The following is a 19,219-nucleotide window of genomic DNA, read 5'->3' as shown; positions in this document are numbered from 1 at the left end:
GCATCAGGGTGGCGGTCAGCGGCGCCGCGGGACGGATGGGCGAGGCCACCTGCTCCGCGGTCAGCGGCGCCGAGGACATGGAGCTCGTCGCGCGCATCGACCCGCTGCTTGATCTCGAGCTTGGCGCCGCGCTGCGGGAACAGCAGCCCGACGTGCTGGTGGACTTCTCGCGCCCGGACAGCGCCGTTTCGAACATCCGCAGTGCGGTGGCCGCTGGTGTGCACGTGGTGGTCGGCACCACCGGCTTTGACCTTGAGCAGCTGCGAGGCCTGAGCGGTGCCAACGTCTTTGTCGCCCCGAACTTTGCGATCGGCGCCGTGCTGATGATGAGCTTCGCGGCGCAGGCCGCCAGGCACATGCGGGCGGCCGAGATCATCGAGCTACACCACGATGGCAAGCTGGACGCGCCGAGCGGCACCGCGGCGCTCACCGCGCAGCGGATCCACGAGGCTGCTCCCGACAAGCCCGTCCCACCGATCCACTCTGTCCGTCTGCCCGGGCTCGTTGCCAACCAGGAGGTCATTTTTGGCGACGTCGGCCAGACACTGACAATCCGCCATGACACGGTCGACCGGGCGTGCTTCATGCCGGGTGTGCTGCTGGCGATCAGGCGTGTGCAGACGCAGCCGGAACCCCTCGTGATCGGCCTGGAAGCGCTTCTATGAGAACATTGAGGCGGCAAGCCAGATGAACCTCGGAGCCATAATCACAGCGATGGTCACGCCGTTTGACGCCGCTGGCCGCATCGACGAGCCGGCGGCGGTGAGACTGCTCGCTCACCTGTTTGCCAACGGCTCCGACGGCGTTGTGGTCTGCGGCACGACCGGCGAGGCCGCGACCTTGGACGACGGCGAGCACCTGGGCTTCATCCAGACGGTGATCGCCGAGGTGCGCGCTTCGCACCCCGGCAAGACGGTCATCGCCGGGGTGGGATCCAACGACACCCGCCATGCGGTCAAGCTGACCGAGGCCGCCACCGCCATGCGTCCGGACGCGCTGTTGTCGGTCAACCCCTATTACAACCGACCCAGCCGCCGCGGCGTGCTCGAACACTTCAAGGCCGTGGACGCAGCCACCGACCTGCCGATCGTGCTCTACAACATCCCGCAGCGCACCGGCTCGGACATGCCCAACGACCTGCTGGCTGAGCTGGCAGCCGTCTGCGAGCACGTGCGTGGCGTCAAACAGGCCAACGCCGCCAACGTGGCTCAGCTTGACGGGCTCGAACTGTACGCGGGCAACGATGACCTGCTGGCACGGGTGCTGGACATGGGTGGGGCCGGTGGGATCCTCACCGGCAGCCACGTGTTCGGGGCCCAGATGCGCCGCATGGTCGACGAGCCCGAGCAGCGCGCGGCGGTCGATGCTGGGCTCGCCGACGTCTATCGCGACATGGCGATCGCGCCGGCGGCCTGCAGTTGCAAGGCCGCTCTGAAGCTGATCGGGGTGCCCGTCGGCGGACCGCGCCTGCCTTACGTCCCGCTCGATGAGCGCGAGACGGCTGTGATTCACGACCTCCTCGAGCGCCACGGGATGATCGGCGAGACGGTCAGCGCATGAGCGCGGCGGAGACGCTCCGGGTTCTGCCGCTGGGCGGGCTGGGGGAGATCGGCAAGAACATGATGGTCCTCGAGTACGACGGGTCACTCGTGGTGGTTGATGTCGGGCTGCGCTTCCCCACCGCCGAGATGCTCGGCATCGATCTCGTGCTGCCCGACTTCTCCTACCTGCGCGAGCGCGTCGATGAGATCGAGGCGATCGTGATCACCCATGGTCACGAGGATCACCTCGGCGCCCTGCCATGGGTGCTGCGCGACCTGTCGCGCTATGGCGAGCTACCGCCCGTCTACGGCTCGCGGCTCACGATCGCCATGGCACGTTCGAAGCTCGACGAGCACAAGCTGCGCGACGTCGAGCTGATCGAGGCGCCGGCGGGTGACGAGATCGCCGCGGGGGCCTTTGACATCGAGTTGATCCACATGACGCACTCGATTCCGGGCACGCGCGCGGTTGCCCTCACCTGCGACCTCGGCACCATCCTGATCACCGGCGACTACAAGTTCGACCAGACTCCGGTCGACGGCGAGCCCGCTGACGTGCAGCGGCTGGCCGAGCTCGGGCGCGACGGCGTGCTGCTGCTCTGCGGAGACTCGACCAATGCCGACCGCCCCGGTCACTCGCTCTCCGAGCGCGTCGTCGGCCCGCACCTCGAGGAGGTCTTTGCGCGCGCGCAGGGCAGGATCGTGGTCACGAGCTTCGCCTCGAATATCCACCGCGTCCAGCAGGTCATCGACGCCGCTGCGGCCCTGGATCGCAAGGTCGCGCTGGTGGGCCGCTCGATGCGCAAGAACGTCGGCATCGGCCGTTCGCTGGGCCACATCGATGTTCCCGACGGGATCCTCATCCAGCCCCAGGAGGTCGAGAACTGGCCGGAGGACCGGGTGGCCGTGATCTCCACCGGCTCGCAGGGCGAGCCGCTTTCGGCGCTACGGCGGATGGCGCACAATGACCATCGCCAGATCAAGCTGCGCGCGGGCGACACGGTCGTCTTCTCGGCAACCCCGATCCCCGGGAACGAGCGAGCCGTCAATGAGACGATCGACCGCCTCTACCACATCGGCTGTGACGTCGTGACCACGGCAGATGCCCAGATACACGCCTCCGGGCACGGCTACGCGGAGGAGATCAAGCTGATGCTGAACCTCGTCAAACCGCGTTACGTGCTGCCGGTTCACGGCGACCACAAACGCATCCACCTCCACGCTCAGCTGGCGGAGGCGGTGGGCATTGACGCCGAGCGGATCTTTCGTGGCAACAACGGCCTGCCGCTCGAGATCGACGCACACGGCGCCCGCTTCGGCACGCCGGAACAGTCGGGCATGATCTTCGTCGACGGAGTTGACATCGGCGATCCGGCCGATGTGGCGCTGCGCGACCGCAGGATGCTGTCGGCCGACGGGATCTTCATCGTCGTGGCGACCATCTCCGAGGACCAGGGCGCACCGGTGGCCGACACCGAGGTGATCTTCCGCGGCGTGCCGTTCGTCGAGGCGGCGGAGGGGCTGCGTCAGGAGATCCGCGACGAGGTGGAGCGATCACTGGCTCGCGCCCATGCAGACGGGATCCACGAGGTCGACCTGCTCCAGGAGGAGCTGCACGACGACCTCGCGGCGCTCGTCTACGACCGGCTGCGCCGCCGCCCGATGGTTCTGCCGGTCGTCGTCGAGGTCTGAGACACCTCGAACTCCGCCGTCGCCGGCAGCTCCGCATCGCCATCGCTTGAGGTGCTGGCCGGGAAGACGACCTCGAAGCGGGTGCCTTGAAGCTGCGGCAGGGAGGTCATGTGCACGCTTGCGCCGTGGGCGCTTGCGACCGCGTCGACGATCGCCAGACCAAGGCCGGTACCGCGCGAGCCGGTGTCACCGCCGCCGCGGACGAAGCGCTCGAACACGCGGCGCTGCAGCCGCGGATCGATGCCAGGGCCGTCGTCCTCGACGACCAGCACCGGCAGTCCATCCCGAATGCCGCTGGATGCCCTGATGTGGGTGCCCGGCGGCGTGTGGCTGAGCGCGTTCTCGAGCAGGTTCAGGATCAGCCGGTGGAGGTCATCGCCGAGCCCGTCAACCGGTGCCGGTTTGGGGTCGATGGTGATCTCGTGATCCTCCCTGCCGGCACCGAGCTCCGCCGCGGCGTCGGTCAGGTGCGCGGCGAGGTCGGTGAGACGGCGCGGCTGTTGACGGCCGACGTCAGCGCGCGCCAGCAGCAGCAGGTCGGCCACCAGCCGGCGCATCCTGCGGGTGGAGCGCAGCGCCGACTTGGCGGAGTCGGCCTGCTCACCTTCGAGCTCGTCCGCCAGCAGCTCGAGGTTGGCGAGCACACTGGTCAGTGGGGTGCGCAGCTCGTGCGAGGCGTCGGCGACGAACTCGCGCTGGCGTCGCAGCGCCGTCTCGCTCTCGTTGCGGGCGGCATCGAGCGCGCCGAGCATCGACTCCAGCGTGCGTGCGAGATCCGCGACCTCGTCCTCAGCCTCGGGCAGGGGAATGCGCAGTGTCGGGTCGCGTGTGCGTTCAATCTCACGCGCGGTTTCGGTCAGCTCGACGACCGGTCGCATCGCACGCTCGGCGACCAGTAGCCCTGCGAGCAGCGCCAGCAGCGTGCCGACCACAACCCCGCCCGTGAGATAGACGCGCACCTCACCGACGGTCTCGGTGAGGTTTGAGAGCGGCTCGGCGTACAGCATCAGGGCGCGACCCCGTGGCTTGATCGGCACGAGCTGGGTGTCGACGTGAAAGCCATCCTCGACGTAGCTTGCGTTGCCGTGCCGAGGCGCAGCGAAACGGGGCGAGTTGACCGGCTCGAGGGTCGCACTCAGCTGTGAGGAGCACAGCAGCCTGCCCCCGCGAGTGAAGAGGCGGATCTCGGCCTTTGAGTCCTGGCCGAACTGCGTGATCGCAGCGTTGCAATCAACGCCCGTCGGCGACCCGGCGGTGCGCACCGGCAGGATCTCGGTGGAGAATTGCTGGGCGGCGCCCTGCAACTGCTGCGTGAAGGCGCTGCTCATGTGGGCATTGGTGAGCACGTCGGTCACGCCGGCGACCCCGGCCAGGATGACGAACGTGAGCGCAGCCGAGCCGCCGCTCAGCCGCCAGCGAACCGGAACGCGCCTATACGCGAAGAACGTAGCCCGCGCCGCGGATCGTATGTAGGAGCCGAGGTTCGCCACCAGCCTCCAATTTACGCCGCAGATTGGAAACGAACACCTCGATCGTGTTCGTCATCGAAAACGGGTCATACCCCCAGACCTCGTCCAGCAACCGCTGGCGTGAGACGACGATCCGTTCGTTGCGCATCAGGTACTCGAGCAGCTCGAACTCGCGCTGGGTGAGATCAAGCGCGCGCTCGCCGCGCAGCACCTCGTGCGTGTCCGGGTTGAGCCGCAGGTCGCCGACCGTGATCGACGCCTGCCCACGCGGTGGGCGGCGGCGCAGCAGCGCCCGCAGCCGCGCCAAAAGCTCCTGGCGCTCGAAGGGCTTGACCAGATAGTCATCGGCGCCGGCGTCCAGTCCCTCGACCCGTGACTCGACCGCGTCACGGGCGGTCAGCATCAGGATCGGCACGTCGTCGGCCTCACGCAGCGTCTTAGCAACCTCGAGCCCGTCGAGCTTGGGCAGACCGAGGTCGAGGATCACCAGGTCCGGCAGAAACGAGTGGGCTTCATCGAGCGCCGCCAGGCCGTCGCCCGCAAGGCGCACGTCGTAGCCCTCCATGCGCAGCGAGCGCTGCAGCACCTGCGAGATCGCATCGTCGTCCTCGACGACGAGCACTCTGGCCGGACGATCAAAATCGGTGGCTGCGCCCATTTCGCTGCAGATGTTATGCGCGCGAGCCGACGGATGGTAAAGACTCTTCAGGATTCTTTACTGATGCTTTGACTCTTTCGCCACCGGTGTAGACGTTCACGTGCCCCTCGCGCGCGAAGCCGCACAGCGTGAGCTGCCGGTCGCGGGCGAGCTCCACCGCCAGCGACGTGGGCGCCCCGACCCCGACCAGCACCGGCGCGCCGGCCACAGCAGCCTTCTGCACAAGCTCAAAGGAGAGCCGGCCGCTGACACACAGCAGGTGCTCGTGCAGCGGCAGCAGGCCGGCACGCAGCGCCCAGCCGATCACCTTGTCCATGGCGTTGTGACGGCCAACATCCTCGCGCACACAGAGCAGCCGGCCGCTCGCGTCGAACAGGCCAGTCGCGTGCAGCGCACCCGTGCGGGCAAAACCGGGCTGCACCAGGCGGTTGGGCAGGTCGGCCAGCAGCTCCCGCTCGAGCGGCGTGGCCCGCCAGGCGGGCAGCACGGCGCAGCTGACCGTGACCTCCGCGATTGCGCCCTTGCCGCAGACGCCGCAGGACGAGCTGGTGTAGAAGTTGCGGGCGGCGGGTTGGTGGCGCAGCGGCCCGGCGACGACGACGGTGTTGCTGGCCAGATCGTCGGTGAGGCCCACGTTGTGCGGTCTGTCGATCAGGCCCTCGCCGTAGAGAAAGCCGAGCGCGAGCTCCTCGTCGTTACCCGGAGTGCGCATCGTCACCGCGAGCGGCTCGCCGTCGACGCGAATCTCCAGCGGTTCCTCCACCGCCACACTGTCGCGGCCGCGATCGTGGACGACCGTGGTGAGCGACCCGGGGGTGATTGCACCGGCTGCCATACGCATAAACGTTAGTGCAGCGCCGCACGCGTCTACCCGGTGCGCATCGCGCCAGGCGCCCGCAGCGAAGTTTGTGAACCAGACCACCCGATCCGGTGGTCGGGCTCACAAAGAACGCGAAGGCGGTGAGGGCTCCGCCGGCGGCGATCGTCTAATGGACCGCCGCGACAACCGCCACCGCGATCGAGAGCGCCACCAGCTGGTGCAAGGCCACGAGGATCCCGGGGGTCTTGGGTCGCAGGTTGACCGCCTGGAAGAGCAGGAAGCCAACCGAGATCTGTCCGACCGCGATGTACAGCGCCACCGGGTAATGCGGCATCAGCGAAGCCAGCGTGGCGACCACCGCCAGCGCCGAGAGCAGGTGGATGAGCATCACCAGCTGCGGCGAGCGTCGCGGCCAGTCAAACGCGCCGATCGCCTTGCCAAAACCGCGCTGCCCGGTTGTCATGCCGCCGAGGAAGACCGTCAAAAGCAGCGCGTGCAGCGGGACCGTGCTGCCCAGAAACGACCAGAAGTGCACGCCGGGGATCAGCAGTGCCGTCAGGTAACTGAGCAGCACACCGTAGGCCAGCAGGCCATGGACGCCGTGCACAACTGACGGCAGCCGGCCCGCCAGCACGTGCAGCGTGCCGATCCCGAGCAATGCCGTGAGGGCGATCAACACCAGTCCGCTGATCGTCGCCGAGCCGGGGGCGAGCACCACCAGCGCCACCGCGATGAGGCCCACGAGCGTCGCGACGATCCGGTGTGCGGCCTCCGGATCGCCCTCGATCAAAAGCACCAGGATGTTGCGTGTGTAAGGCCATTGCGTGCCCAGCGACAGGCCGAAGCCGAAGCCCTCGACCAGGCTACCCAGCAGGATCAGGATCGTGGCCAGGCCGGCCTCCGTGAGCAGGAGGCCGTCGACGATGGCCGCCTTGCCGGACGCCGAGGTGCTCACGCCGCGGATCACGCCGGCGATCACGGCCGCGAGGATCAGGCCGGTGATCAGCAGCCTGACCAGCCGCACGGTCGCCGTGATCTCGCCGTCCACGACCGACGCGCGCTCACGCGCGCGTGGGCCTGGATCAGGGCCGGTTGAGGCGCTCGTGTTCGGGGCTTCGGTGGTGGACATGGCTAGGCGCAGCGGACCGGTCCCGCGCGGCCGATTGTAGTGACGCGTGAGTATCCTCCGTTCGATGCAACGTGACGAATGGATCGCGACGTTCGCCGCGCAACTCGGGGTCGAGCCGCCCGGTGCGGAGCAGATCGAGCAGCTGCTGGCGCTCGCGGGCATCGCCGCGCACAGCTCCGAGCGGACGGCCGCGCCGCTGGCCTGCTGGGTCGCGGGTGTGGCCGGTGCCTCAAGCGATGAGTTTCTGGCTGCCGCGCAGCGGGTCAACGGCGACTGAGCCGCTGCGCCGCCGCGGCCAGATCCTCGAGCGTGTTGACGCTGAACGTCAGTCCCGCAGGGTCGCTGGCCCGCGCCCAGGCGGAGTGCGCGTGCACCGACCGCAGCGACCGATTGGACGCCACGGCGGCGCGCAGAGCCGGCAGGGCGCCGCGCCGGTAGAGCGAGGGGAAGGGCTCCCCGGCGTATAGGGTGGCGAGCTGCTGCGGCATCGCCGCAAGCTCGCTGAGCGCATCGTCGTCGATGAAGGGCATGTCGCAGGGGATCGCTATCACCGCCGGAAACGCAGCGAGCGCGGTGAGCACGCCAAGCAGCGGATGGCGTGGCTCATCCGGCTCGCGCAGCACCGCTACGGTCGCCGGCAGCGGGGGCAAACGCGTGTCTGCCTTTGCGACCACGACGCGCGTGAGCCCGGCATGCTCGGCGGCCGCCAGCGGATATGCGATCAAGGGTCTGCCGGCGAGCGCCACGAGCGCCTTGTCGCCGCCGATCCGGCTGCCGGCTCCACCGGCCAGGATCGCTGCGCAGGGATCCATCGCCGCAGTCTCGCAGGCAGGGGTTGGGCGGCCGGAGGCGAAGTAATGCACGTTCCAGATCATGGCTGCCGCCCGGACCGTCAAGCGCAAAAGCAAGCAGCCCGCCAAGCGCGGCAGGACCGCTGCTGGCCAGCGGGCCAGCAGCGGTAGGCGAAGCGCGCCGCCGACCCGCGCGCGACGCTCGCTGGTGGCGAGCCGGCCCGGCCTGCGGCGCCTGCGTGACCTCGAGCCGGCGCAGATCGACGTGCTGGCGCTGGCGCTGGTTGCGGTCGGGATCTTTCTGGGTGGGGTCGCCTACGGAGGTTGGGCGGGCGGTGCACTTGGTCACGGCGTGATGAAGGCGCTGGAGCTGCTCGGGGGAAGGCTCGCCTATCTGGCGCCGATCGGCCTGGTGCTGGCCGGTGTGCGCGTGCTGGCCCGCGATGTCGAGCTCGCGCCGGCCTCGCGCCCGCTGCGCAGCGGTTCGCTCTGTCTGCTGGCGGCGCTGGCGCTGGCGTTCGCCGCAGGTCTCTTCGGTCCCGGTGCGATGCCGGCGCACGGGTTCTGGACCGGCGCCGTGGTGCAGACGCGCGGCGGGTTGCTCGGCGCGGCCGAGTACTACGTCGCCGGAAACCTGCTCTCGAGCGCCGGCGCTGACATCCTCGCGGTCTTCCTGCTTTTGGCCGGAGCGATTCTGCTGAGCGGCGCCACCTTCGCGTCGGTGTTGAACTGGAGCCACCGGCATGCGTTGATGCTGCATCGCGGTCGCTCGATCGGCAGCGCGACGCGCCGGGCCGAGCTCCGGGCTGCGCGCCTGCGCCACGGCGGGCAGGACGATGAGGACGGTGCCCAGGCGCCGCTGGTCGTGCCCGAGGACGGTCTGCATGACCTGATCGTGCGGGCGAACCAAGCGGGGACCGCGCCGCTTGGCATCTATGAGGACATCGATGGTCAGCGCAGCTTCCACGGGGGCGGGGAGGCCGCTGCGGAGCTCGAGGCGCTCGCCCCTCAGGAACCCGCCGAGTTTGAGCAGTTCGTGCACTTCGACCACGGCGAGGGCGACACGCGCGAGCTGGACGCGATCCCCTATGAGACAGGTGCGGAGCCTGAGGAGGAAGGCGTCACCGACGGTGCCGGCGCCGGACCACCGCGCACGGTGGACCCCAGCGAGCTCACCCCCGCGGGGCGTTACCGGGCGTCGGTGACGGATGACCCGAGCTTCGTCTGGCGCGTTCCGCAGGCGCGCTTTCTGGTGCGCTCCACGGGCGAGGCGGCCAAGCCAGACACGACCGGGCAGGCGCAGACCGCCAAGGCGCTGGTCGAGGCGCTCGGGCACTTCGGTATCGAGGCCAAGGTTGTCGGCCAGGTGAGCGGCCCGCACATCACCCGCTACGAGATCCGGCTTGCACCCGGTACGAAGATGTCCAAGGTGGCGGGCCTGAAGGATGATCTCGCCTACGCCCTGGCCGCGATCGACATCCGCATCCTTGCCCCGATCCCTGGCAAGACGGCCGTCGGCGTGGAGGTGCCAAATCAGCGGCGGCGCATCGTGCACCTGGGCGATGTATTCCAAGAGCCTCCGCCCGACTGGTCGCCGCTGACCGTCTGGCTGGGCAAGGACATCGGCGGGCGAGCGGTTGGCGCTGACCTCGCCAAGATGCCGCACCTGTTGGTCGCCGGTACGACCGGGGCCGGCAAGTCAGCCTGCGTCAACGCGATGCTCTCCTCGGTCCTGTTGCGCGCGACCCCGCACGAGGTGCGCCTGGTGCTGGTCGACCCCAAGCAGGTCGAGCTCAACCACTACGAGTCGATCCCGCACCTGTTGACGCCGGTCATCACCAACCCCAAGATGGCGGCCAACGCGCTGCAGAACCTGGTGCGCGAAATGGAGCAGCGCTACGGGACGATGTCGCTGGCGCGCACGCGCTCGCTGCCGGAGCTCAACCGCGTGCTCGAGGCCCGCGGGCAGCAGCCGCTGCCCTACATCCTCTGCGTGATCGACGAGCTTGCCGACCTGATGATGGTCGCCCCCGCCGATGTCGAGGACTCGATCATTCGCCTGGCGCAGAAGGCACGGGCGGTCGGCATCCATCTGGTGCTTGCCACCCAGTCGCCGCGGGTAGACGTCATCACCGGCATGATCAAGGCAAACGTGCCCTCACGAATCGCCTTCGCGGTTTCCAGCCAGACCGACTCGCGCGTGATCCTCGACCAAAACGGCGCCGAGTCGCTGCTCGGCCAGGGTGACATGCTGTTCTCGCCGGTTGGCACCAACAAGCTGCAACGCATCCAGGGTGCCTACATCGACGAGGAGCAGATCGCGGAGCTGACCGAGGCCTGGCGGCGCCAAGGTGAGCCGGAGCTGCGGGAGGAGCTGCTGGAGGAGGTTGAGGCCTCGGGCGACGAGGGTGCAGGCTCGGGTCAGGATGATGGCTTCGACCCGGACGAGGATCCCTTGCTTGAGGAGGCGATCGGCCTGGTGGCCTCGATGGGCACGGCGTCGACCTCGATGCTGCAGCGGCGGCTGCGCCTCGGCTACACGCGCGCCGGCCGGTTGATCGACATGCTCGAACGGCGCGGGATCATTTCAGGCTACGAGGGGTCCAAGCCGCGGCAGGTTCTGATCAGCGAGGCCGACGTTCCAAGGATCCTGGTGGCGCTCGCGGACACCGGCGGCCAGGCACGCGTAGGAACGCGTGAGGATGCACGCGAAGCTCAGCCGCAGCCTGACCGGAATGTCAGAGCCGTCCCGACCGCTGAGGCCGGACCGAGCTCTGAGCCCGAGCCACCGGACGCTGCTGGATAGCGCGGCGACGCTGAGCTATCGTGTTGGCTAACCAGACTGGAGCTGCGGGCGGTTGCCGGTGCCCGGTCTGGGGTACTGCGTCCTACGCTTGCTGCTATGGATGAGATCGGCTCGACCCTGCGTGAGGCGCGGATGCGCGCACGCATCGACATCAGCGAGGTTGAGGTCGGCACAAAGATCCGTGCCAAATATCTGCGTGCGCTCGAAAACGAAGAGTGGGATCTGCTCCCCGGGCCGGTTTACGTAAAGAGCTTCCTGAGGACCTACGCGGACTTTCTGGGGCTCGACAGCCGTCTGCTGGTGGACGAGTTCAAGCGCCGCTACGAGCGCCCGAGCGACCACGAGGCGCGCGCCGTCAGCTCCACTGCGCGTGAGCGTGAACGGCACTCGAAGCAGCCAGGCGCACTGAGCGGCCTGCTGTTCTCACCGCGCAGCGTGATCGTCGTGGCGCTCGTCGTGATCGTCGCAGCGCTCTACGTGATCGGCAGTCACGGCAAGACCCCCGCCCAGACCGGCAACCCGATCACGCCGGCGACCGGAGGTGGCGGCGGCGGTTCGAGCAAGCGTGCGGGCACGGACGGCAAGCGCCACCACCGCGGCTCCGGTGGGTCGCGCACCGGCACAAACCCGAGCAGGGGCGCCGCCCGGACGACGACCACCGGCGCGGGCACCAGCCCGGCGACGACCGGCACGGGCACCAGCACCGGCACGCTTCGGGCGACGACCACGACCGGTCCGAGCACCACTGGCACGGGCACCAGCGCGACTGGCACGACCCCCACGGGGGCTCAGGCCACACTGACGATCGTGCCGACGGCCAAGGTCTGGATCTGCGTTGAGGGTCAGTCGGGTACGCCGCTGATGCCGGCGGTTGACTACTACCCGGGCCAGACGATTCCGCAGCTGCGCAACAGCACGCTGCTGGTCACGCTCGGCAACACGAACGTGACGCTCACCGCGGACGGTAAGCCCTACCCGATCAGCGGTGGGCAGGTGACCAATCTCGAGATCACACCGACGGGAGTCAAGCCGGCGCCGACCACGTTCAGCTGCGGTTGAACGCGGATCCGGATGGGCTGGTGAGCGATGACTGCTGAGCCGCCTGCGGTCAGGGCCGGCGTGCTGGTGACCGGCACCGAGGTGCTGACCGGCATCATCAGCGATCGCAACGGCCCCTGGCTGTCGGAGCGGCTGCGCGAGCTCGGAGTGGATGTGGCGACGATCATGGTGGTCGGCGATCGTCGCGCCGATCTGCTAGCGGCGCTCGAGCAGATGGCCGCCTCCGGGGTGGCGCTGATCGTCTCAAGCGGTGGCCTGGGGCCGACCGCTGACGACATGACCACCGAGGTGGTCGCGAGCTTCGCAGGCCGCGAGCTTGCGCTCAACAGCGAGCTCGAGGCGCAGATCGAGGCGCTCACGGCGGCGGTCTTCGAGCGCTGGCCGGAAACCGACCGCGAAGCCCTGCGCCTGGCGACCCGAAAGCAGGCGCTGGTGCCCGTCGGCGCCACCGTGCTCGAGCCGCGGGGAACCGCGCCGGGGCTGGTCGTGCCACCGGCAGACGGCTCCGGGGCGCCGACCGTCGTCGTGCTGCCAGGACCGCCGAGCGAGCTTCAGCCGATGTGGTACGAGGCGGTCGGCACGCCGGCATTCAGAGCCGCGATCGCCGGCGCGAGCGCAATCCGGCGTGAGATCGTGCGCCTCTTCGGTCTGCCGGAGGCTGAGATCGCGAGCACTCTCAGGGCCGCCGCTGCGGCCGGCCTGGCGCTCGATGAGCTGGAGATAACCACCTGTCTGCGGCGTGGTGAGATCGAGGTCTCCACGCGCTTTGAACCGGAGGCGCAGGGGCAATATGACGCGCTGTTTGAGTTTCTGGCCGCGCGCCACGGACCGTTGCTGTTCTCCCGCGACGGCAGCACGATCGACGAGCAGGTGGCCGCGCTTCTGCAGGCCGCCGCGGCGACCATCGCGCCGGCGGAGTCCTGCACCGGCGGACTGCTCGCCGCGCGGCTGACCGAGCGCCCCGGAGCCTCGGCTTACCTGGTCGGCGGGGCCGTGGTCTACAGCAACCAGGCCAAGTCGGATGTGCTCGGCGTTGACCCAGAGCTGATCGTGCGGCATGGGGCGGTATCCCCAGAAGTTGCCCGTGCCATGGCCGACGGTGTCCGTGTGCGCTTCGGGGCCACGGTGGGGGTCGGCATCACCGGCATCGCCGGTCCCGACGGCGGCACGGTCGAGAAGCCGGTCGGGCTGGTGTGCTTCTCTGTGGTCTCTGGCGTCGGCTCCGCGACAGGCGGTGTGCGCTCGCTGACGCGCAGCGAGCGCCTGGTCGGCGACCGCGCCGCCGTGCGTGACCGCGCGACGACGGTGGCGATGCACCTGATCGCGCAGGTGCTGCACGGTGAACGAGACTGAGCGCGTCCCGGCCGGGGGGCTGTGGGGAAGCCCGGAGCCGGCCGGGCTGCTTTGAGAGCGGAGAGCGCGCCGTTGGGTGTGACGCAGCTGGCACAGAGATGGCACGCATCCGCCAGGTGTTGAGCTTGTGCGAACGGGTGTTCTCTGGTTCCGTCCGGCACAGGCCGTAATTTGAGTGCCCGCAAGGTATCGGACAAGGAGCCAGACGAGCATGGGTGAAAACGAGAAGGTGGGTGCGAGGCTGGCGAGCGCGTCGGGGGACGGGAAGTCCGATGCCAAGCGCCAAGCCGCGCTGGCTGGGGCGCTTACGCAGATCGAGCGCCAGTTCGGCAAGGGCGCGGTGATGAGGATGGGGGACCCCGGAGCGCGGGTGGCCGTCGACGCCATCCCCACCGGGGCGCTGTCGCTCGACATCGCGCTGGGGATCGGTGGCGTCCCGCGTGGCCGGATCATCGAGATCTTCGGGCCTGAATCCTCCGGCAAGACCACGCTCGTCTACCACATCCTGGCCGAGGCGCAGAAACTGGGTGGAGTCTGCGCGTTCATCGACGCCGAGCACGCGATGGACCCGCTGTACGCCCAACAGATCGGTGTCGATATCGACGAGCTGCTCGTCTCCCAGCCCGATTACGGCGAGCAGGCACTGGAGATCGTCGACATGCTGATCCGTTCGGGCGCGGTCGATGTGATCGCCGTCGACTCGGTGGCGGCACTGACGCCGCGGGCTGAGCTGGAGGGCCAGATGGGGGACCAGACGGTCGGGGTGCAGGCGCGGATGATGTCGCAGGCGATGCGCAAGCTGACGGGAAATCTCAACCGCACACAGACGCTGTGTGTGTTCACCAACCAGATCCGCGAGAAGGTCGGCGTGATGTTCGGCTCCCCGGAGACCCAGCCCGGCGGCCGGGCGCTGAAGTTCTACTCCTCCCAGCGGCTCGATATTCGCAGGATCGAGACGCTCAAGGACGGCACCGAGGCGGTCGGCAACAGGGTTCGGGTGAAGGTCGTCAAGAACAAGGTCGCCGCCCCGTTTAAGCAGGCTGAGTTCGACATCGAGTTCGGCAAGGGCATCTCGACGTCCGGCTGCCTGCTGGACTTCGGGATCGAACACAACATCGTGACCAAGTCAGGTTCGTTCTTCTCCTACGGCGACGAGCGTCTGGGACAGGGGCGCGGCAACGCCAAGGCCTACCTGGACGAGCATCCCGAGGTGGCCAAGGAGATCGAGGCGAAGATCTATGCGGAGCTGGGGATTGGCAGAGATCTCGTCAAGCCGATCGAGCACAATGACGACCCGCCGGAGATCGCCGACGACATCGACGAGGCGGCCTGAGCGGCGCAGGCGGCGGTAGTGCGCGCGCCGGTCGGTTGAGCAGCGCGAGATCGTGCGCCAACCCGCGCCAGCTAAACGTGATGCGGCGCCAGCAGGCCGCGGTGCGGCGATCGCCTATGCGTTCATCAACAGGCGTGAGCGCACCGTCAGCGAGGTGCGTGAACGCCTCGCTCGCGCCGAGCTGAGTGAGGCGGAGGTCGAGAGCGTCCTGGATGAGCTGATCAGCTTCGGCTACCTGGACGATGCGCGCTACGCACGCCTCTACGCCCAGGACCGGCAGGCGCTTGACTCCTGGGGACGCGAGCGCATCGCCCGTGCGCTGGCGCAGCGCGGTGTGGCAGGTGAGCTGATCGAGGCAGCGCTTGCGGCTGCTGGTGCCGATGATGCCGCCGAGCATGCACGCGCCGTCGGGCTGCTGGAGCAGCGCTTCCCGATGGGTCCGCGTGAGCAACGCGACCGTGAACGCGCCTACGGGTTGCTTGTGCGCCGTGGCTACGACAGCGAGGCGGCCGCCGACGCGGTGCGTGAGTGGCGCCGGCGCGCGCGATAGCCGCAGCGGTCCGGTGGCGCGAGGGCCGGCCGGCGACGGCGCGGTAGCATCGCCTTCAGCGAACGAAGGGCGGTGCCCGCCCGGTTTTGAACCCGAGACCCTCGATGTACAGACAGCCTGAACTCGACGCCGAAACCGCACGAAGGCGAGCCAAGCCCGTCGGCCGCTCCTGATACGAGAAGAGACTGAGGGGCCGCGTGCCTGACGCTCGCGGACGCTCTGAGAGGAACGACCATGGACACCATCGTGGCCGCAGCGCTGATAGCCGTAGGTGTGATAGTGGCTGCAGCCGTCTACGCGCAGATGGCTGGAGGCGTGCGGCGCAGAGCCGTTGGCGGGCCGGGGAGCGCTGGACCGCAGGGCGGCGTGGCGCCGGACGACGCGCCGGTGCCGGCCGCGGTCAGCAACGGCGGCGGGGTGCAGTACGCGCAGCAGCTGATGGCGCGTGAGGCCCGCCTGCACGAGGCTGAGAGCGCATTGGCCGAGCGTATGGACGCACTCGAGAGGCAGAGGGACGCGCTTGTGGGCGAGCTGGAGCGGATCGCAGGGCTCTCGGCGGCGCGGGCCAAGGAGATGCTGATCGCACAGATCGAGGAGGAGGCACGCAGGCAGGCGGCACGGCGCGTGCGCGAAATCGAGGAGGAGACCAGGCGCGACGCTGAGCGGCGCGTGCGCAACATTCTGGCCGTGGTCATGCAGCGGCTCGCCGCCGCTCACGTGGCCGAGACGACGGTTTCGGTGGTGCAGCTGACATCAGATGACATGAAGGGCCGCATCATCGGGCGCGAGGGTCGCAACATCAGAGTGCTCGAGATGCTCACGGGTGTCGACTTCATCATCGACGACACACCCGGGGCGGTTGTCCTGTCGGGCTTCGACGGTGTGCGCCGTGAGGTGGCGAGGCTGACGCTCGAGCGGCTGCTGCAAGACGGGCGGATCCATCCCGCGCGGATCGAGGAGGTGTACTTTCAGGTCAAGTCCGAGCTTGAGGATCACATCGAAAAGGCGGGCGAGGAGGGCGCCTTTGAGGCTGACGTACAGGGTCTGCACCCCGAGCTGATTCGCTATCTCGGCCGTCTCAAGTTCCGCACCAGCTACGGACAGAACGTGCTCTCGCACTCGGTGGAGGTGGCGCAACTGGCGGGGATGATGGCCTCGGAGCTGGGCGCGAGCCCGAAGACAGCTCGTCGCGCGGCGCTGCTGCACGACATCGGCAAGGCCGTGACGCACGAGGTGGAGGGACCGCACGCCCTGGTCGGCGGGGAGCTGGCGCGCAGGTATGGCGAGTCGGAGGCGGTCGCACACGCGATGGAGGCTCACCACAACGAGGTGGAGCCACAGACGGTTGAGGCGGTCATCGTGCAGGCGGCCGACGCGCTGTCGGGTGCGAGGCCAGGGGCGCGTGGCGAGTCGCTCGAGCTCTACGTGAAGCGGTTGCGCGACCTCGAAGAGATCGCCCAGCGCCATCCCGGTGTGGAGAAGGTCTATGCGATGCAGGCCGGGCGTGAGATCAGGGTGATCGTGGCACCGGAGGCGGTTGATGATGCCGCTGCCACGCTGATCTCCTACGAGATCGCGCGCGAGATCGAAAAGCAGCTCGAGTACCCGGGCCAGATCAAGGTGACCGTCATCCGCGAGTCCCGTGCCGTGGACTACGCGAGATAGCGGCGAGCTGTGGCCCGCTGGCGGCAGGGGCTACCCTTTGGGCGCGATGCGCCGCCATACCTATCATGTGACCACCTTCGGCTGCCAGATGAACGAGCACGACTCCGAACGCATGAAGGGGATGCTCGAATCGCTCGGCTACGTGCCGGCGGAGCGACGCGCTGAAGCCGACCTGATTCTGTTCAACACCTGCTCGATCCGAGAGCGAGCCGACGATCGCTTCATCGCCCACCTTCAGGAGGCCGCCGCGCTGAAGCGGCGTGCGCCTGACACCGTGATCGGCGTCGGTGGCTGCTGGGCGCAGTCGGTCAAGCACGAGGTCTTTGAGCGCTTCCCTTACGTTGACGTCGCCTTCGGACCTGGGCAGGTGCACAAGCTTGCTGAGTTTCTGACCAGCGAGTCGCTGAGTGCCCAGGGCTTCTTCGAGTTTGAGTCGTTCACCGGCGACTTGCCCGCCCGACGTGCTCGTCGCCATCAGGGCTGGCTGCAGGTGAGCGTCGGCTGCAACTGCGTCTGCTCCTACTGCATCGTGCCCTCCACACGCGGACGCGAGGTCAGCCGTGACCCCGACACGCTGATCGCGGAGATCCGCAGGCAGGCGGCCGACGGTGTTAGCGAGGTGACCCTGCTCGGCCAGAACGTGAACTCCTACGGGCGCGATCTGCCCGCCGACCGGCGGGTCTCGTTCTCCGAGCTTTTGCGCCGTATCGACGCCGTTGAGGGCATCCGACGGATCCGCTACACGAGCCCGCATCCCAAGGACATGCGTGAGGACGTGATCCGCGCCCACGCCGAGCTGCCAGCGCTGTGCGAGCACATCCACCTACCGCTGCAGTCGGGTTCGAGCGCCGTGCTCAAGCGGATGCGCAGAACCTACACGCGCGAGCGCTACCTGGATCGGGTGGCCCTGATCCGCGAGCAGCTGCCCGACTGTGGTCTGACGACCGACATCATCGTCGGCTTCCCTGGCGAAACAGAGGCCGACTTCGAACAGACGCTCACGCTCGTGGACGAGGTCGGCTACGACGGCGCCTTCACCTTCCTGTACTCGCCACGCCGCGACACCGAGGCCGCCGCGCTCGAGGATCAGGTACCGCACGAGGTCAAGGTCGAGCGTCTCGAGCGACTGGTCGGCCTGGTCCAACGGCGCGCGAGCGACCGCGCCCAGAGATTCGTCGGCCGCTCGCTTGAGGTTCTGATCGAGGGACCTTCGCGCACCGACCCCGCGCGTCTGCGTGGCCGCACACGCCACAACAAGGTGGTCAACTTCGACGGGCTGGGTGAGCCCGGTGACTACGTGCAGGTCGAAATCAGCGGCGCCACCAGCCAGACACTCACGGGCGCGATGTCGCTCGTTGCGGCCGCGGCCGGCTAGACCCTCGCCTTCATGGCACGCCTGCGCCGGAAGGTCAACAGCCGGATGTTTGATACCCGCAGCGAGGCCTGGGCTGCGGTGGGCTTGGAGCTTGAGCTCAATCGGCAGGTGATCCGCCGGGCGCTGGTTCGGCTGCCGGTGGAGGTGGCGGTACTGGTGCTGGTGATCATGGGGCGCGACTGGGCCGGGCGCGACGGTCACCTGCACGGCATCTATCTCGGTTTGACGATCGTCAAGGTGGCGGCGGTTTTCCTGGTGTTACTGGTCGGCTGGCTGATCGCCAGGGATCTCGCCAGGGCCTCGCCCGTTGCCTTCCGGCGCATGGACCCCGCGACCGCGGGCACCGTCGAGTTCCTGATCCGCCTGCTGGCCGTCGTTGCGACCGTGCTCGGCGGTCTGGCCGTGGGCGGGATCTCGCTGCAGGCGCTGGCGGTGGGCGGCGCGTTCACCGCCGTGGTCCTGGGCATCGCCGCTCAGCAACCGCTCGGCAACCTCTTTGCAGGGATGGTGCTGCTGAGCGCGAGGCCGTTCCGGCTCGGCGAGCGGGTTAAGCTGCAGGCCGGTCAGCTGGCCGGTGGCGTCGACGGCGTGGTCACCTCCCTGGGTCTGCTGTACACCACGCTCTCGCGCGGTGATGAGCGGGTGATGGTGCCCAACACGCTGGTGCTCTCCGCCGCGATCCTGCCGCTGCGCGAACCGGACTCCGTGGACGTGCGAGTGACGCTCGCGTCGAGCGTTCGTCCAAGTCACGTGCAGGCGATCCTCGACGCCAACATCTCCATACCGACGCGCAAGGCGCCGAGTGTCCTGCTCGAGGAGATCGCGGGGGCCACGATCGTGGTGCGGGTACAGGCAACCCCCGAGCGTCACACCGACGGGGCGCGGCTGGCGGATGAGATCATCGCCGCGCTTGTTGGTGTCACGGGCAAACACGCCCGTGTCGACGCAGGCGCGCCGCGGAGCTGACGCCAGACAGCT

Annotated in this window: 17 protein-coding genes; 12 read left to right on the top strand and 5 right to left on the bottom strand. The window is 68.6% G+C overall.

Annotated elements, in window-relative coordinates:
* Positions 1–2 precede the first annotated feature (2 nt).
* The 3 genes from M3M54_RS04620 to M3M54_RS04610 are packed head-to-tail and all read left to right on the top strand — an operon-like array spanning position 3 to position 3,233.
* A complete protein-coding gene (locus M3M54_RS04620) occupies positions 3–665 on the top strand; it encodes a 4-hydroxy-tetrahydrodipicolinate reductase (protein WP_371878643.1) in 663 nt (220 codons plus the stop codon).
* Positions 666–687: 22 nt separating this feature from the next.
* Positions 688–1,560, top strand: coding sequence for a 4-hydroxy-tetrahydrodipicolinate synthase (locus tag M3M54_RS04615; protein WP_249021013.1), 873 nt, complete (start codon positions 688–690; stop codon positions 1,558–1,560).
* The gene (locus M3M54_RS04610) at positions 1,557–3,233 is read left to right on the top strand and encodes a ribonuclease J (protein WP_249021012.1); all 1,677 of its coding nucleotides are present in this window, start codon (positions 1,557–1,559) and stop codon (positions 3,231–3,233) included. Before M3M54_RS04615 ends, M3M54_RS04610 begins: the two co-directional genes overlap by 4 nt.
* On the opposite strand, the gene M3M54_RS04605 is transcribed toward M3M54_RS04610, so the two are convergent.
* The 4 genes from M3M54_RS04605 to M3M54_RS04590 all read right to left on the bottom strand — a co-directional run bounded on the left by M3M54_RS04605 (position 3,179) and on the right by M3M54_RS04590 (position 7,309).
* Positions 3,179–4,723, bottom strand: coding sequence for a HAMP domain-containing sensor histidine kinase (locus tag M3M54_RS04605; protein ID WP_249021011.1), 1,545 nt, complete (start codon positions 4,721–4,723; stop codon positions 3,179–3,181). The genes M3M54_RS04610 and M3M54_RS04605 overlap by 55 nt on opposite strands.
* Positions 4,665–5,360: a response regulator transcription factor gene (locus tag M3M54_RS04600; protein WP_249021010.1), complete on the bottom strand. Its 696-nt coding sequence runs from the start codon at positions 5,358–5,360 to the stop codon at positions 4,665–4,667. The genes M3M54_RS04605 and M3M54_RS04600 overlap by 59 nt, the downstream gene beginning before the upstream one ends.
* A gap of 13 nt (positions 5,361–5,373) precedes the next feature.
* Entirely contained in the window at positions 5,374–6,195 is an 822-nt protein-coding gene (fdhD, locus tag M3M54_RS04595; protein WP_249021009.1) for a formate dehydrogenase accessory sulfurtransferase FdhD, read from the bottom strand.
* Positions 6,196–6,346: 151 nt separating this feature from the next.
* Complete coding sequence (locus M3M54_RS04590) at positions 6,347–7,309, bottom strand: hypothetical protein (protein ID WP_249021008.1); 963 nt, start codon at positions 7,307–7,309, stop codon at positions 6,347–6,349.
* 64 nt (positions 7,310–7,373) lie between these two features.
* On the opposite strand from M3M54_RS04590, the gene M3M54_RS04585 reads away from it, so the two are divergent.
* A complete protein-coding gene (locus M3M54_RS04585) occupies positions 7,374–7,586 on the top strand; it encodes a DUF6457 domain-containing protein (protein ID WP_249021007.1) in 213 nt (70 codons plus the stop codon).
* Here the strand turns inward: M3M54_RS04585 and M3M54_RS04580 are convergent.
* Positions 7,573–8,121: a molybdenum cofactor guanylyltransferase gene (locus M3M54_RS04580; protein ID WP_249021006.1), complete on the bottom strand. Its 549-nt coding sequence runs from the start codon at positions 8,119–8,121 to the stop codon at positions 7,573–7,575. The genes M3M54_RS04585 and M3M54_RS04580 overlap by 14 nt on opposite strands.
* A 61-nt stretch (positions 8,122–8,182) precedes the next feature.
* On the opposite strand from M3M54_RS04580, the gene M3M54_RS04575 reads away from it, so the two are divergent.
* The 8 genes from M3M54_RS04575 (at position 8,183) to M3M54_RS04540 (ending at position 19,207) form a co-directional block, all read left to right on the top strand.
* The gene (locus M3M54_RS04575; protein WP_249021005.1) at positions 8,183–10,906 is read left to right on the top strand and encodes a DNA translocase FtsK; all 2,724 of its coding nucleotides are present in this window, start codon (positions 8,183–8,185) and stop codon (positions 10,904–10,906) included.
* A gap of 96 nt (positions 10,907–11,002) precedes the next feature.
* Positions 11,003–11,965, top strand: coding sequence for a helix-turn-helix transcriptional regulator (locus M3M54_RS04570; RefSeq protein ID WP_249021004.1), 963 nt, complete (start codon positions 11,003–11,005; stop codon positions 11,963–11,965).
* Between the two features lie 27 nt (positions 11,966–11,992).
* Positions 11,993–13,318 (top strand): competence/damage-inducible protein A, encoded by a 1,326-nt coding sequence (locus M3M54_RS04565; RefSeq protein WP_249021003.1) that lies wholly within the window; start codon positions 11,993–11,995, stop codon positions 13,316–13,318.
* 211 nt (positions 13,319–13,529) lie between these two features.
* Positions 13,530–14,651, top strand: coding sequence for a recombinase RecA (gene recA / locus M3M54_RS04560; RefSeq protein ID WP_249021002.1), 1,122 nt, complete (start codon positions 13,530–13,532; stop codon positions 14,649–14,651).
* A 52-nt stretch (positions 14,652–14,703) separates the two neighbouring features.
* A complete protein-coding gene (locus M3M54_RS04555; RefSeq protein ID WP_249021001.1) occupies positions 14,704–15,201 on the top strand; it encodes a regulatory protein RecX in 498 nt (165 codons plus the stop codon).
* 234 nt (positions 15,202–15,435) lie between these two features.
* A complete protein-coding gene (gene rny, locus M3M54_RS04550) occupies positions 15,436–16,866 on the top strand; it encodes a ribonuclease Y (protein ID WP_249021000.1) in 1,431 nt (476 codons plus the stop codon).
* A gap of 67 nt (positions 16,867–16,933) precedes the next feature.
* Complete coding sequence (gene miaB, locus M3M54_RS04545) at positions 16,934–18,241, top strand: tRNA (N6-isopentenyl adenosine(37)-C2)-methylthiotransferase MiaB (protein WP_249020999.1); 1,308 nt, start codon at positions 16,934–16,936, stop codon at positions 18,239–18,241.
* 45 nt (positions 18,242–18,286) lie between these two features.
* Entirely contained in the window at positions 18,287–19,207 is a 921-nt protein-coding gene (locus M3M54_RS04540) for a mechanosensitive ion channel family protein (RefSeq protein ID WP_249020998.1), read from the top strand.
* The last annotated feature ends 12 nt before the right edge of the window (positions 19,208–19,219 follow it).

The sequence above is a fragment of the Conexibacter sp. S30A1 genome, from assembly GCF_023330665.1.
Lineage (GTDB): Bacteria > Actinomycetota > Thermoleophilia > Solirubrobacterales > Solirubrobacteraceae > Palsa-465.
The sequence above is the reverse complement of the archived record's forward strand: the minus strand, read 5'-3'. Positions and strand labels throughout refer to the sequence as shown.

Bases quoted from the DNA above. Each gene is read 5' to 3' on its own strand.
- M3M54_RS04615 (WP_249021013.1), top strand. From the start codon at position 688: ATGAACCTCGGAGCCATAATCACAGCGATGGTCACGCCGTTTGACGCC.
- M3M54_RS04610 (WP_249021012.1), top strand. From the start codon at position 1,557: ATGAGCGCGGCGGAGACGCTCCGGGTTCTGCCGCTGGGCGGGCTGGGG.
- M3M54_RS04600 (WP_249021010.1), bottom strand. From the start codon at position 5,360: ATGGGCGCAGCCACCGATTTTGATCGTCCGGCCAGAGTGCTCGTCGTC.
- fdhD (WP_249021009.1), bottom strand. From the start codon at position 6,195: ATGGCAGCCGGTGCAATCACCCCCGGGTCGCTCACCACGGTCGTCCAC.
- M3M54_RS04590 (WP_249021008.1), bottom strand. From the start codon at position 7,309: ATGTCCACCACCGAAGCCCCGAACACGAGCGCCTCAACCGGCCCTGAT.
- M3M54_RS04585 (WP_249021007.1), top strand. From the start codon at position 7,374: ATGCAACGTGACGAATGGATCGCGACGTTCGCCGCGCAACTCGGGGTC.
- M3M54_RS04580 (WP_249021006.1), bottom strand. From the start codon at position 8,121: ATGGATCCCTGCGCAGCGATCCTGGCCGGTGGAGCCGGCAGCCGGATC.
- M3M54_RS04575 (WP_249021005.1), top strand. From the start codon at position 8,183: ATGGCTGCCGCCCGGACCGTCAAGCGCAAAAGCAAGCAGCCCGCCAAG.
- M3M54_RS04570 (WP_249021004.1), top strand. From the start codon at position 11,003: ATGGATGAGATCGGCTCGACCCTGCGTGAGGCGCGGATGCGCGCACGC.
- M3M54_RS04565 (WP_249021003.1), top strand. From the start codon at position 11,993: ATGACTGCTGAGCCGCCTGCGGTCAGGGCCGGCGTGCTGGTGACCGGC.
- recA (WP_249021002.1), top strand. From the start codon at position 13,530: ATGGGTGAAAACGAGAAGGTGGGTGCGAGGCTGGCGAGCGCGTCGGGG.
- rny (WP_249021000.1), top strand. From the start codon at position 15,436: ATGGACACCATCGTGGCCGCAGCGCTGATAGCCGTAGGTGTGATAGTG.
- M3M54_RS04540 (WP_249020998.1), top strand. From the start codon at position 18,287: ATGTTTGATACCCGCAGCGAGGCCTGGGCTGCGGTGGGCTTGGAGCTT.